Origin of the sequence: Neisseria sp. RH3002v2g, assembly GCF_014596425.2 — a bacterium.
GTDB lineage: Bacteria > Pseudomonadota > Gammaproteobacteria > Burkholderiales > Neisseriaceae > Neisseria.
The window spans coordinates 1,607,545-1,620,786 of the sequence record NZ_CP110721.1 but is presented as its reverse complement, the minus strand read 5'-3'; the positions used below and the strand labels follow the sequence as shown (position 1 = coordinate 1,620,786).

Annotated in this window: 16 protein-coding genes; 7 read left to right on the top strand and 9 right to left on the bottom strand. The window is 50.9% G+C overall.

All coding sequences use genetic code 11. From position 1 onward, the window contains the following. Window positions 1-16: 16 nt before the first annotated feature. The 3 genes from BBP27_RS07620 to BBP27_RS07610 form a co-directional block, all read right to left on the bottom strand. Window positions 17-760 carry an SH3 domain-containing protein gene (locus BBP27_RS07620; RefSeq protein WP_188212099.1) on the bottom strand — a complete coding sequence of 248 codons (744 nt, stop codon included), beginning with the start codon at window positions 758-760 and terminating at the stop codon, window positions 17-19. An 80-nt stretch (window positions 761-840) separates the two neighbouring features. Next, window positions 841-1,839: a BtrH-related acyltransferase DarH gene (darH, locus tag BBP27_RS07615; RefSeq protein WP_049348551.1), complete on the bottom strand. Its 999-nt coding sequence runs from the start codon at window positions 1,837-1,839 to the stop codon at window positions 841-843. A 71-nt stretch (window positions 1,840-1,910) separates the two neighbouring features. Then, window positions 1,911-2,759 (bottom strand): RnfABCDGE type electron transport complex subunit B, encoded by an 849-nt coding sequence (locus BBP27_RS07610; RefSeq protein WP_188212122.1) that lies wholly within the window; start codon window positions 2,757-2,759, stop codon window positions 1,911-1,913. 163 nt (window positions 2,760-2,922) lie between these two features. On the opposite strand from BBP27_RS07610, the gene BBP27_RS07605 reads away from it, so the two are divergent. Next, a complete protein-coding gene (locus BBP27_RS07605) occupies window positions 2,923-3,390 on the top strand; it encodes a YchJ family protein (RefSeq protein ID WP_188212098.1) in 468 nt (155 codons plus the stop codon). A 264-nt stretch (window positions 3,391-3,654) separates the two neighbouring features. On the opposite strand, the gene BBP27_RS07600 is transcribed toward BBP27_RS07605, so the two are convergent. After that, entirely contained in the window at window positions 3,655-4,443 is a 789-nt protein-coding gene (locus BBP27_RS07600; RefSeq protein WP_003748211.1) for an inositol monophosphatase family protein, read from the bottom strand. 166 nt (window positions 4,444-4,609) lie between these two features. Here BBP27_RS07600 and BBP27_RS07595 point away from each other — a divergent pair, with 166 nt between their 5' ends. The 4 genes from BBP27_RS07595 to BBP27_RS07580 all read left to right on the top strand — a co-directional run bounded on the left by BBP27_RS07595 (window position 4,610) and on the right by BBP27_RS07580 (window position 7,435). Next, complete coding sequence (locus BBP27_RS07595) at window positions 4,610-5,335, top strand: 16S rRNA (uracil(1498)-N(3))-methyltransferase (protein ID WP_188212097.1); 726 nt, start codon at window positions 4,610-4,612, stop codon at window positions 5,333-5,335. An 83-nt stretch (window positions 5,336-5,418) separates the two neighbouring features. Further along, on the top strand, window positions 5,419-5,709 hold the full coding sequence (locus BBP27_RS07590) for a phosphopantetheine-binding protein (protein WP_188212096.1): 291 nt from the start codon (window positions 5,419-5,421) through the stop codon (window positions 5,707-5,709). Next, the gene (locus BBP27_RS07585; RefSeq protein WP_188212121.1) at window positions 5,706-6,764 is read left to right on the top strand and encodes a beta-ketoacyl synthase N-terminal-like domain-containing protein; all 1,059 of its coding nucleotides are present in this window, start codon (window positions 5,706-5,708) and stop codon (window positions 6,762-6,764) included. The genes BBP27_RS07590 and BBP27_RS07585 overlap by 4 nt, the downstream gene beginning before the upstream one ends. Then, window positions 6,746-7,435, top strand: coding sequence for a hypothetical protein (locus BBP27_RS07580; RefSeq protein ID WP_188212095.1), 690 nt, complete (start codon window positions 6,746-6,748; stop codon window positions 7,433-7,435). Before BBP27_RS07585 ends, BBP27_RS07580 begins: the two co-directional genes overlap by 19 nt. Before the next feature lie 213 nt (window positions 7,436-7,648). Here the strand turns inward: BBP27_RS07580 and BBP27_RS07575 are convergent, their stop codons facing one another. The 4 genes from BBP27_RS07575 to cyaY form a co-directional block, all read right to left on the bottom strand. Further along, entirely contained in the window at window positions 7,649-8,656 is a 1,008-nt protein-coding gene (locus BBP27_RS07575) for an IS5 family transposase (protein WP_188212094.1), read from the bottom strand. Between the two features lie 108 nt (window positions 8,657-8,764). After that, window positions 8,765-10,360 carry a hypothetical protein gene (locus BBP27_RS07570; protein WP_188212093.1) on the bottom strand — a complete coding sequence of 532 codons (1,596 nt, stop codon included), beginning with the start codon at window positions 10,358-10,360 and terminating at the stop codon, window positions 8,765-8,767. Between the two features lie 186 nt (window positions 10,361-10,546). Further along, the gene (gene luxS / locus BBP27_RS07565; RefSeq protein ID WP_188212092.1) at window positions 10,547-11,053 is read right to left on the bottom strand and encodes an S-ribosylhomocysteine lyase; all 507 of its coding nucleotides are present in this window, start codon (window positions 11,051-11,053) and stop codon (window positions 10,547-10,549) included. A gap of 54 nt (window positions 11,054-11,107) precedes the next feature. Beyond that, a complete protein-coding gene (gene cyaY, locus BBP27_RS07560) occupies window positions 11,108-11,431 on the bottom strand; it encodes an iron donor protein CyaY (RefSeq protein ID WP_188212091.1) in 324 nt (107 codons plus the stop codon). Between the two features lie 71 nt (window positions 11,432-11,502). Between cyaY and lptM the strand changes: the two genes are divergently transcribed. Beyond that, window positions 11,503-11,673 carry an LPS translocon maturation chaperone LptM gene (gene lptM / locus BBP27_RS07555; protein ID WP_036493473.1) on the top strand — a complete coding sequence of 57 codons (171 nt, stop codon included), beginning with the start codon at window positions 11,503-11,505 and terminating at the stop codon, window positions 11,671-11,673. Window positions 11,674-11,690: 17 nt separating this feature from the next. Beyond that, entirely contained in the window at window positions 11,691-12,911 is a 1,221-nt protein-coding gene (gene lysA / locus BBP27_RS07550; RefSeq protein ID WP_188212090.1) for a diaminopimelate decarboxylase, read from the top strand. Between the two features lie 102 nt (window positions 12,912-13,013). Here the strand turns inward: lysA and BBP27_RS07545 are convergent, their stop codons facing one another. After that, window positions 13,014-13,241, bottom strand: a complete 228-nt coding sequence (locus BBP27_RS07545) for a SlyX family protein (protein ID WP_049348560.1) — start codon at window positions 13,239-13,241, stop codon at window positions 13,014-13,016. Window position 13,242 lies beyond the last annotated feature (1 nt).

The following is a 13,242-nucleotide window of genomic DNA, read 5'->3' as shown; positions in this document are numbered from 1 at the left end:
GCCTTTCGAGCGATATTTAAATCACAGCACCCCATAAATAACGGCGCTGGAATTTGCCGTCCTTAAATATAAAGCAGACGCCGAAAGGATCGCCGTCCGAACCTTGTCTGCCGAACAGGTAAAGCGTCTTATCATTGCCGCGGTAATAAGCTTCCCAGCCTTGATATACATTGCTGCCGCGTGCAGTAGCAGCAAAATCAGGCGAGAACAGTCCTTGCAGTTCGGCAGCGGGAACTGCTTGACCGTTTAGCGTGATGCGTTCAAGCGCGAACACGCTTTTGGAAATCATAGAGTCCATGCCATAGAACGGCTTGCCTTGATAGAGACGCACGGTGTATTTGTCTTTGCTGATACCTGAGAAATCACTGCGTTTTGGGTGAATACGGCGGGCTACGATGTGTACCTTTTGACCGTTGCCGGACAAAGTCAGCGTATCGTCATGACCGGATTGTTCGCGCAGGCGGACGAAGTTTTTGTCGGAGGCGGGAAATATCAGACGGCTGTAATGGATAAAGCCGAAATCATCGGCGTTTGCCTGTTGTAGCTGAACAAAACAGAAGTCCGATCTGCTTTCACTGAGTTCTTCTATACATTCCAACGGTGTGCCGTTGGGGATTTTTGCCAAAACTTTGGCATTCAAATCGGGTCTTTTGCGCAAGTTGGTGTGTCCGTCGGCATCATGCACCAAGGCAAAGCCATCCAGCGGCGCGGCATGGGTTAAGGCGGAACACAAGAATAAGACAGTAGCTAGGTAACGCATTTTTAATTTCTTTTAGTTTTCAGACGGCCTGAATGTCAAAATAATTCACGGTAGAGTAATCGGGATCGAATAAATCCTGATTATTTCAATAATCCTCGCCACAACGCTTCTTCATCATCCGCAATTTTGCGCAGAAATTCGGCGATGTTGCGGCAGCCGTTTTCGGACGGTTTTTTGCATTGCTTCACGCACATGGCTGCGAATTGGCGCCATTGGTCGCCGATGGCGGTCATTTGTTCCGAGGCCGTCTGAAACGCAGGTTCGTTGCAGATATGGGCGGCTTGTTCGAGGAAGTAGGCGTAGATATAGCGGAAACCTGCGCCGCCGGTACCGATTTCTTCCTGCATCCGCACCAAATGGCCGAGAAACAGTTTTTGGTATTTGTCGTTTTGTTTGGCAGGCAGGGACTCGATTTTTTTGGCCAGCGTGCGGATGCCTTTGACGCCGATGAAAAAGACCGGCGCGAGCATATGTTTGGCGTTTTTGCGTATGGCTTTGCGGATAATGGCGGGCAAGTCTGCCATGATTTGTTCAGACGGCCTGTTGTCTTCCAAGGTGTACATCATGCCTTTTGCCGCCAATACGCCTTTGGCGAAGCGCGCCCGCTGCAAATCTTCGGCGGCGCAGCGTTGTACGGTTTCAAATACGGGGTCGCTGATGAGGTAGTCGTTGCCGTCTTTGCCGTACACCAAAAGATTGTGTGCGTTGAAATGGAAGCGCATTTGCGGCGGGAAGTAGGGCAGCCAGAAGACGGAGGTTTGCAAACCCGCCAGTTTGCCTGAAGACAGCGCGGCATCCAATGCGGCTTGCCCGCTTTGTGCGTCGGAAAATTTGCGGACGGATAATTTCAGCCCCAATGCTTTGCAGGTGTTTTTGATGATGCTGCGCGGCGCGGTACGGTAGGAAACCAGCGGCATGCCGTTTAATTTGATCAGCGGCATCCAGACAAACGTCAGCGCGTGGGCAATGCCGAAAATCATGGCTTCGTCTAAATTGTGGCCATGGTATTTGAGCAGGGTGGACATCACACCGCTTTCGCAATGGGCGGTATGCTGGTGTGGAAATTCTTGTGTGGTCATAAAGTTATTGGTTTTCGTGCAATGTTTTCAGACGGCCTGAAGCGGTCGGAATGGGTTTGTTGTTTTGGAAATCAGCGCGCTTCTTTGGCCGCTTCCTGCTCGGCTTTGTGGCGGCGCAGAAATTCGATGGCGGCGGCTTTTTCGGCTTCGTTGCCGTATTTAGCATCACGTTGGGCGCGGCGCAGTTCGGCGCGTTCTTTGGCTTCTTCGATTTGGCGCGCTTTGAAGTCTTCGCGGTTGTCGGAGGAGACGAGTTTGTCCTGCTGCGATTGCGCTTTGGCCATGGCTTTGGCAATCAAATCCATGGGGTTGAATGCGGCGCTTGGTGCGGCTGTTTGGGTTTGTGCCTGTGCGGCCTGTTTGGCTTTGACGGCGGCTTCGCGTTGCGCCAGCAGGGCTTTGCGTTCGGCATCGTCGCGCTGTTTGCGCGCGGTATGGCGTTCAAAACGGCTTTGCGCGTGTTCGGCGGCGGCAAAGCGCGGTTCGGTAGAGGTGCTGAAACGGCGTGCGGACGGCAGGAAGGGCTGCGATACGGGAACCATGTCGATGCAGTCGACGGGGCAGGGGGTAACGCACAAGCCGCAGCCGGTGCATTCGTCACTGATGACGGTGTGCATCAGTTTGGACGCGCCCATAATGGCATCGACAGGACAGGCGCGGATGCAGGCGGTACAGCCGATGCAGGCGGATTCGTCAATCAGGGCCACGGCTTTGATTTGTGTTTTTGCCGGCGCGAGGTAGGGCTTGCCCAACAGGTCGGCCAGGTCTTTCATGACGGTTTCCCCACCCGGCGCGCACAGGTTTACCGGCGCTTCCCCTGTAGACAGGGCGCGCGCATAGGGTAAGCAGCCTTCATAGCCGCACTCACGGCATTGGGTTTGCGGCAACAGGCGGCTGATGCTTTGGATGGGAATGGTCATCATGGATAGTCAAAATCGAAAAGGCGCATTATATCAGATTGTTGCGTTTATTTTGGCGAAACTCTCTACGCTTATTTTAGTGAAATTTACCACGCTCGTTTTCAGACGGCCTGAGTCGGGTTTGCGTTATAATTTTGAAATAGATTTATTTGGGTAATTAGGAATGACGGCTACACTTTGCCCTTGTCAGTCGGGGCGCGGTTATGCGGAATGTTGCGCACCGTTTCATGCGCGTGAGGCGGTGGCCTTGACGGCGGAAGAGTTGATGCGCTCGCGTTACAGTGCGTATGTTTTGCAGGAAATCGACTATATCGTGGACACGACCGTCCCTGCGCAGCAGAATTTGTTGGACAAGCAGGATTTGGCGGCATGGAGTCAGCAGACGCAGTGGTTGGGATTGAAGGTTATCCGTCATGTACCGTTTGGTAAGCTGCATGCTTTGGTCGAGTTTGAGGCGTATTTTGAAGAGAACAGGCAAACCGAGTGCCATCATGAGTTGTCGGCGTTCGTGAAAATAGACGGACGTTGGTATTTTATTGATCCGACCGTTGCTTTGCCGACGATGAAACAGCCTTGTTTGTGCGGTTCGGGCAAAAAGTTTAAGGCGTGTTGCGGACAGTTTTTCAAATAGTCATGTAAACAGGCCGTCTGAACATTCAGACGGCCTGAGCTGTTTTTGCAGATAAAAAAAACCATTCATACTAAGGGAGAAGTATGAATGGCCAATACATTGCGGGAAAACGTCTTACTTGCTGCACCGCCCAAAAGGGATGAAAGAGCGGTGTTGTGTCAGCAATTGGTATTCTACCGTTTTTAGTATTAAATGCTGTTAAGAAGTGAAATTATTTCAATAAATTGCAAGATAATCGTGATATTTTGAAGATAAACGGTATTTTCACTGATTTTCGCGAATCCATTTCACCCATTGTTTGAACAGCTCGGGTTGCAAAGCGGCAATGACGGAACGCTTGAAAACGTGCTCGCCGCTCCAAAAATCGTCGCCTTCCAAAGTGGTCAGGCAGCCGCCGGCTTCTTCAAAAATCAATGCGCCGGCAGCGTAGTCCCACAGTTTTTGTCCGCCGTGGATGTAAATATCGTAGCGGCCGCTGGCAAGATAGCACCAGTCGAGCGTGCTGCTGCCCATGCTGCGTATCGTGCCGAATGGGGCGAGGGTGTTCATGCGGCTGGCGAGTTTGCCCGAGCGCAGGTATTTGATTTCCACGCCGGCAATGGATTCGCTGAGTTTTTTTTCTACCGAACGCAGCGGCAGCGGCGTACCGTTGAGAAATGCGCCTTTGCCGTGTTCGGCATAGAAACATTCGCCGCTGACCGGATTGTAAATCACACCCAGCTCGGTGCGCCCGTTTTTAACCAGTGCGACGGATACGGCAAAATGCGGCAAACCGTTGACGAAGTTATTTGTGCCGTCGATGGGGTCGACAATCCACAGGCCGTCTGAATGTTCGTTCCACAAACGGGTTTGCTCCTGAACGCTCATCTCTTCGCCCAACATCGGACAATCTTCCAATAAGGGCAGGGCGGCGGCAAAAGCGGTTTGTGCGGCCAAATCTGCTTCACTCAAAACCGAACCGTCTTCCTTGCGTCGTGACGGCGTGTTCAGAAAACGCGGCATGACTTCGGTTTGGGCGATGTGGCGGACGACTTTCTGTAAACGGTATAGCACGGCATATCCTTGTTTTTTGCAGTTTTGCGCGACAGTGGATTAAAATTCGGGAAGTTTTCAAATTATAGTGGATGAAATCGAAAGCAGGCAGGAGCATGTTGCCGCGTTTCTACTTCATTCATGAAATTTTAAATTTAAATTATATACATGAATAAAGCAGGAAACCATGCCCCGATTTTATGTTGATTTTGCCTTAAGCCCCGACAGCGTGGTCGAATTGCCCGATAATGTGGTGCGCCATCTGAATGTATTGCGCGTGAAAAATACGGAAGAAATCGTGTTGTTCAACGGCGATGGCAAGGCATATCCGGCTTTGCCCGAAGTTTTGGAAAAACGCCGCGCCAGCGTGCGGATTTTGCGTGAAGAGGCAACGGACAACGAGTCGCCACTGAACATTACTTTGGTGCAGGCGGTATCCGCCGCCGAGCGCATGGATTTCACTTTGCAAAAAAGCGTGGAATTGGGCGTGGCGGAAATTCGCCCGGTCATCAGCGAACGCTGTGTCGTGCGCTTAAGCGGCGAGCGCGCTGAAAAGCGGGTGGCGCGTTGGCAGGAAATCGTTGTTTCGGCGTGTGAACAAAGCGGCCGCAATATTGTGCCGAAGGTTTTGCCGCTGACGACTTATGCACAGGCATTGCAGCAGTTGCCGCAGGAAACGGCCAAACTGTTAATGAGCTTGAACCGCGCTCAAAAACTGAGCGATGTTCGGCCGCAATCCGGCAAAGTCGTGTTTATGGTCGGCCCGGAAGGCGGCTGGACAGAGAAGGAAGAGCAACAGGCGTTTGATGCCGGTTTTCAATCCGTTACGCTCGGCAAACGGGTGTTGCGTACCGAAACCGCCTCACTTGCGGCCATCGCCGCCATGCAGACGCTTTGGGGCGATTTTGCATAAAGTTCGGGCCGTCTGAAAACGAGCGTAGCGAGTTTCGCTAAAACAAGTTGTTGCTTCATGATATAAAAATGGGAGTTTAAAAAATGTCTTACACCTTTACGCTGGCCGAGCACGAGCTGGAAGCGGAATTGAAAAAGTTAATTATACAAGAGGCCGATAAGGCCGACGATGTGGATATGGATGATTTCACCGACGATGCGCTTTTGTTTGGCGATGACAGTCCGGTCGGTTTGGATTCGCTTGATGCGCTGCAAATCAGCGTCGCCTTGCAACAGTATTTTCAAGTGCGCCTGCAGGGCGACCGTATGGTGCGCAAACATATGATGTGCGTACGCGATTTGGCGGTGTTTATCCGCGCGGAGCATGGCGCGTGAGTTGGGTTTGCGGTACGGAGGCCACGTCTGCCTTGAATCCGCAAACGGATTTCAGACGGCCTGATGCGGTGTCTTATACGTTTTTAAACCAGCCGCAGCAGGCTGCTTATTTCCGTGCATTCGCCGGCAACCACTTGGGGCGGAAGAAACTTGCGGATATTGCTGAACAACATTTGCGCCGAGCCGCCGAACATGCAGGCTGGCCGTCTGAAAGTTGGCATGAAGCGCCGGTGTTTATCGGTTCCAGTTCCTATTCCATCTCCGAATATGAAAATGACTATCTTGCGGGCAATGGGGCGGCAGAAGAACACAGTCTGCTTTATCTTGCCGAAGATTTGCGCCGTCGCAGCGGCAATCGGCAGATTTTCAGTTTCGCTACTGCCTGCACTTCATCCGCCCATGCGCTGATTCAGGCGGATAACTGTTTGCGCGGCGGGGTGGGGCGTGCCTTTGTGCTTGGTATTGAAAACCTAAACCGGCTGACTTTGCTGCATTTTCACAGCTTGGGTTTGTTGGCCGAGCAGTATCAGCCTTTTGGCGGAAACGGTTTGATTTTAGGCGAAGGTGTTGCCGCACTTGCCTTGTCTTCCGTCGCGCCCGAATCTTCTTCAGGCCGTCTGAAACTTATCGGACACGCAGCCAATACAGGCAATGACCTGATTCAAAGCGATGGCCAAGCGCAGGAGCAGGTGATGCGCCGTGCTTTGGATGTTGCAGGCATTGTTCCTGAAAATATTGCAGCCGTTAAAACACACGGCATCGGCACGGCTGACAGCGATGCCGCCGAATTGGCCGCACTGGAAAATATATTCGGTACGCTGCCGCCTCTGATGGCGTTCAAGCCGCAAATCGGACACACGCTTGGTGCCACGGCAGCCCTTGAAACAGCCCTGCTTTTATCCGCTTTAAAACAAGGCAAAAGCAGCGATTATCAGGGGCGGGAAATTTGTTTTTCCGAGTGCGCGGCTTCACAAAAAGGCGGCTTTTTCTGTTTGGCCAATCAGTTTGGTTTTGGCGGCAGCAACACATCTTTGGTATGGCAATGGCAACTGTAAATCCTAATATCCGCATTACCGCCGCCGTGCGTTTTGATACGGACGCCGACACCGGCGGCAAAATCCTCAAACAAACGTTAAAGCAGCAAAGCGATATAGACACCCGCCGCCTCAGCCGCTTGAGTTTGATTGCCGCGCTTGGCGCAGGGCAACTGAAGGAACAAAGCGAAATCCGTTCTGATTGCGCTGTTTTTCTCGGTACGCCGTTTTCTTCGCCATCCGTGTTTGAAAAAATGGCGGATAATGTATTGAACCATCACGCTGCGATGCCGTTTGACTTCATTGCCAATCTGCACAATTCCCCCGTTTTTCATGCTGCGCAAGCGTTAGGCACGCATGGTGCAACTTTGGTCGTTGCTGCCGACAATAATATGGATACTTGCTTTCATCCATTGTTGCTGGCGATGCAGTCTTTGCAAAATGGCGGTCAAGCTGCGGTTGGCTGGGCATATGAACATCAAGCAGCCTATACCGATACCCATGAAGGCAGCGTCTGGATTTTGCTTGAAACCGGTACAGAGCAGGGTGTTCCCGTTGCGTTGAATGATGAAGTGATACAGACTGATAGGTCGTCTGAAAAGCCGCAATATTATTGGCAAGATATCGCCGACTGGATAGAAAAAGTGATGGCGTGCGAGGGTAGGGATGTGAAGAAATGTACTTTGGCGTGATCGGCAAATGATTTTAGCGAAAGTATTTGTCTGTTGAATAAAAAAGTTTACGTCATTAAAAAGGCCGAGACCTTTGCAAAATTCCTTTTCCCCCAACAGCCGAAATACCAACATAGGTTTTCGGCTGTTTTTGTTTCAAATATCCACTGATTCTACCCAAATCCCCCCTTAATCCTCCCCGGACACCCGATAATCAGACATCCAGGCCACCTTTTAGGCAGCAACAGGCGCACTTAGCCTGTTGGCCGCTTTCAACAGGTTCAAACACATCGCCTTCAGATGGCTTTGCGCACTCACTTTAATCAGCCCGAAATAGGCTGCCTGGGCATAGTGGAATTTACGGTGCAGCGTCCCGAAGCTTTGTTTGACCACATAACGGGTCTTCGACAAATATCGGTTGCGTTTGGTTTGTGCTTCCGTCAGCGGACGGTTGCGGTGGGCTTTGCGCATAATGCCGTCCAGCAACTGATGTTCTTTCAGGTGTTGCCGGTTTTCCGCACTGTCATAGCCTTTATCGGCATAGACGGTCGTATCTTCGGCAATGCCTTCCAGCAAAGGCGACAGGTGGTTGCACTCATGGGTATTGGCGGGGGTGATGTGCAGTTTCTCGATATAGCCTTCCTCATCGGTACGGGTATGTTGTTTGTAGCCGAGTTTGTAGAGGCCGTTTTTCTTTATCCAACGGGCATCGCTGTCTTTACTCGGTGTGGTTTGGCCGCTGACTTGTCCTTCCTCGTCAACTTCTATGGCCTGGCGCTGTTTGCTGCCGGCGGTCTGAATAATGGTGGCATCAACGACAGCAGCGGATGCTTTTTCTACTTTTAGGCCTTTTTCGGTCAATTGTCGGTTAATCAGCTCCAGCAGTTCGGACAGGGTGTTGTCTTGCGCCAGCCAGTTGCGGTAGCGGCATAAGGTGCTGTAATCGGGGATGCTCAGTTCGTCAAAATGGCAAAACAGGTTGAAATCGATGCGGGTGATAAGGCTGTGTTCGAGTTCGGGATCGGAGAGACTGTGCCATTGGCCAAGCAGGACGGCTTTGAACATGGACAACAGGGGATAGGTTGGACGGCCGCGGTGGTCTCTAAGGTAACGGGTTCTTTGACGATTTAGGTATTGTTCGATCGGTTGCCAATTAATCACCTGATCCAACTTCAATAGTGGGAAGCGGTCGATGTGTTTGGCAATCATGGCTTGTGCGGTTTGCTGGAAGAAGGTACTCATGAAAAATCCCCTAAATGTCTTGGTGGGAATTTAGGGGATTTTGGGGAATTTTGCAAAGGTCTCAGGCCGTCTGAAAAACTTTCAGACGGCCTTTTTCATCACAATCAATCAACGGGACATCTCGCCTTGAATCGCACGGATATTCGCTTTACGGGCATTGATGGTACGGGTCAGCTGTTGGATTTTAATTTGGTCGCCTTTTTGTTTGGCCGCATTCAGCTGGGTTTGAAGGCGGGTAATAGCGGCCTGTTCGTTGCGTACTTCGGTCTGCAATATTTGTTTGCGGGTTTCCTTAGGACTTGGCTTAGGTGCCGGCGTAACCACAGGGGCAGTGCGGATCACAGGGGCTTTGTATTTGCTGTATGAAGAAGCGCGTGATTTGCCCGGACGGTTGCGCAAGATAATATTCAGACGCGGATTGGCGGCTTCGGCTGTGTTGGTTACGCTGGTAATCGGTACGTTCGGCAGAATTTTAATATCGCTGTCGTTATTTCCTTTATCCAGCAAAATGTCGGCTGCCGGTTTGTATGCTTTAGGGAAAGGTGTAGGGGCTGTGGTTTTACCATGCTCTGCCGGGGTAGCGGTTGCCGGTGTGCTTGGTTCGGATGAAGCTGTGGTAATTGGTTTGGCAGCTTGTTCTTCAGATGAATGAACAACGTCAGTCTTGTCGGCTTTGCTGCGGCTGAACTTGGCTTTGCGTCGAGAAGATGTTTTGGCGTAAGTTTTGCCTTTGCGCTTAGTCTCAGCTTTGGTTGGTGTTTTATCGAGCGCTTCATCTTGAGTTGTTACCGCATGGCTATTTTGGCTAGCTGAAATTTGCGGCTGAACAGTAGGATTTTGAACAATCTCTTGTGGGATTTGAATTGCAGGTACGATAGGTTGATCAACTGTTGTTTCATTAAGAATGGCGAGGCCGTCTGAAACAGTTTTTTCGGTAGAAGCAGTAGGTTGGGCAGGGGCGACAGGAGTTGTATTGCGGACAGTAGTGTCGGCAACATAGTCTTCGGCTTTTATTGTGGGCGGCGCTTCCAGAGTAGGCGTATTGTTGGGAACGATTACGCCGTCTGCAATGGCTTTGTCGGTTGCAACGGTAGGTTGGGTTTGCGCAGCGAGCATTGGAGGAACAATAGTGCTGTCCGCTTGAACGGCAGTCGTCTGCGTTTGTACGACAGGCACTGTATTGTGAACTATAGTATCGACAACATTATTTTCGGGTTTTGTAGAGGCTGGTGTTTCCAAAGCAGGCGTATTATTGGAAACCATTACGCTGTCTGCAGAGGGTTTGTTTGTTGGTACAGTTTGTCGGATTTGTGCCATCGGAATGGAAATAGGTGCAGGGATACCGTTTTCATTTCGAACAGCTATAACAGGGGTTTGTACGGCAGGTGTTGCACGGGGGATATTGATGTAGTCAGCGGCGGTGGCTTTGAATTCCGTTGTCTGTACTGTTTTTAAAACCGGCGTGTCGCTTGGAATTGTAACGGTTTTACCGCTTGCTGTTTCAGATTCGATGAATACGTTTGGTTCTGCAGCAACGCTGCTTTCCACGGTGTTGTTTGTGTCAACTGCGCGGCAAGTATTGTTGAGTTGGTGTGATGCGTAAACGGTGATGCCTTCAATATTGCAGACATACTCGGCAGCGTTGGCGGCGGCAGGGAAGGTCAGGCTGAGGGCAATAGCGGTTTTGCAGAAAAACGGTTTCATAAAGGCAATAGAATCAGGTTGTTTGTTTAAAGTGTAATTATACTATGTACATTGTCAGCAACCGCCAACTTATTTTTAGGCGGTGTAAAACTGCGGCTGAAAGGTTGAAAATCGAAATAAAAGGTCTTAGGCCGTCTGAAATTTTCTTTCTCTAAAGTTTCAGACGGCCTTTGTTGTCATCGCGTATTAAGCGTTCAACAGGCTTTCGTCCAATGTCAACTCTTCGTTTTTATTGACGGCTACTTTGCGTGCCAAAACGTTTTGGGCGATTTTGTGCGCTTCGGCAAGCGAATGCATCAAGTAGGTACCGCATTGGTATTCGTTCAACTCGGGGATTTTGCTTTGGTCTTGAACGGTCAAAACATCCTGCATTGAAGCGAGCCATGCGTCGGCTACTTTTTGCTCGTCGGGCGTGCCGATGAGGCTCATGTAGAAACCGGTGCGGCAGCCCATCGGGGAAATGTCGATGATTTCGACGCCGTTGCCGTTTAAGTGGTCGCGCATAAAGCCGGCGAACAAATGCTCCAGCGTGTGAATGCCTTTTTCGGGCAGGATTTCTTTGTTGGGAATGCAAAAACGCAGGTCAAATACGGTAATGGTGTCGCCTTTGGGCGTGGTCATGGTTTTGGCCACGCGTACGGCAGGGGCGTGCATACGGGTGTGGTCGACTTTGAAACTGTCTAGTAGGGGCATTTGGGTATCCTTTGAGGTAAATAGACTTTTAGCGGGTCGGATTTAAAGATTCAATCACAATTCGGCAATATTGACTGCTTCGCCCGAAGCCGCACTCAGTGCTTTGTTCAAAACATCGTAGAAATCCCGTCCGTCGCGTGTTGCCAGCCATTTGCCGTTTTGCTCGGCGAAATGGTAGCCGCCACTTTTGGCGGCAATCCACAATTCTTGGTTGGGCGTGTGGCGGTTGACGATGATTTGCGTGCCGTCCTCGGCTTCGATGGTCAGCACGTTTCCGGCAAACTGGCAGTCGAAATCCCAGCCGTTTTCATCGATTTGGTCTTCAATGTGTTCAAACAATTCTTCGCTCAGGCGGATGAATTCGCTTTCGGTCATCATGGCTTTTTGTGTGGTTTTTGTTTAAGATACCGAATCTTGCCACATTCGTAATGATGAAGAAAGTTTTACTGATGAAATACGGCGTATTTTTTGCAGCGGTAACGGCTCTGCTGCTCTCTGCCTGCGGCTACAAAGGCGACCTCTACCTGCCCAAAGAAGGCGACAAGGCGCGCTTCGGCGTGATTCAGACTGGCTTGAAATTCGATACGGCCAAAGAGCCGACCACTCAAACCAACGATTAAAAAAAGACTTCACAAACATGACCTTATCCTGCGAACAAATCCCTTATTCCCACCTTGCCGAGGAATTCGGCACGCCGCTTTATGTGTACAGCAAATCTGCGCTGACCGAGGCGTTTGAAAACTACCAAACCGCGTTTGCTGCTTTGAACCCGCTTGTCTGCTACGCGGTCAAAGCCAATGGCAACCTGAGCATCATCAAACACTTTGCTTCTTTGGGGAGTGGTTTTGACATTGTGTCCGGCGGCGAGTTAGCGCGTGTTTTGGCGGCCGGCGGCGATGCGGCGAAAACGATTTTTTCCGGTGTGGGCAAGAATGAGGCAGAAATTGAATTTGCGCTGAATGCAGGCGTGAAATGCTTCAATATGGAAAGCATTCCCGAAATCGACCGCATTCAGAAAGTTGCCGCGCGTTTGGGTAAAGTCGCTCCGGTTTCCCTGCGCGTCAATCCTGATGTCGATGCCAAAACCCACCCTTATATCTCCACCGGTTTGAAAGCCAACAAATTCGGTATTGCCTATGCCGATGCGCTTGAGGCCTATCGTCATGCTTCCCGACAAAGCCATTTGAAAATCGTCGGTATCGACTGCCACATCGGCTCGCAACTGACCGACCTCAGCCCGCTCATCGAAGCCTGCGAACGTATCTTGGCCTTGGTCGACCAACTGGCAGATGAAGGCATTGTGTTGGAACACTTGGACTTGGGCGGCGGTGTCGGCATTGTTTACCAAGACGAAAATGTGCCTGATTTGGGTGCGTATGCCAAAGAAGTTCAAAAACTGATCGGTACACGCCGTCTGAAACTGGTCCTCGAGCCAGGCCGTAGTTTGGTCGGCAATGCCGGTGCGTTGTTGACGCGCGTCGAGTTCGTCAAACATGGCGAAGAGAAAAACTTTGTGATGGTCGATGCGGCGATGAACGATTTGATGCGTCCGGCACTTTATGACGCCTATCATCACATTGAAGCGGTCGAAACCAAAGACATTGAGCTTCTGACGGCCAATATCGTCGGCCCGATTTGCGAAACCGGCGACTTCCTCGGCAAAGACCGCACCATCGCCTGCGAAGAAGGGGATTTACTGCTTATCCGCAGCGCCGGTGCGTATGGTTCAAGCATGGCGAGCAACTACAACACGCGCAACCGTGCGGCGGAAGTATTGGTTGACGGCAGCGGATACAAACTTATCCGCCAACGTGAAACCGTCGAGCAGCAAATGGCCAACGAATTGGCTTGTTTGTAAGGTTGGATCGTTTAAAAGGCCGTCTGAAAGCTTGATTGACTTTCAGACGGCCTTTGTTATGAAAGAAAAAGGCATGTATCCAACACGCCCTTTTTTAGGTTATCAATAATGCGGCGGAATCTCGTCGCGCAGGCTGTACGGTTCGCGTTCGCCGTTTGCACCTTTGTCCTGCATCCGTTGATACAGCAGCCGCAACTGGCCTTGCTGTAAATCCAAAGCCTGCTGCATCTTGGCGATGGTGTCGTTCAGGCTGCCGATTAAGTCTTCTTGCAAGGCCGTCTGAATTTCCAGCTCCGTGATGCGGTGTTCCAATTCCTGAATATCGCTCATA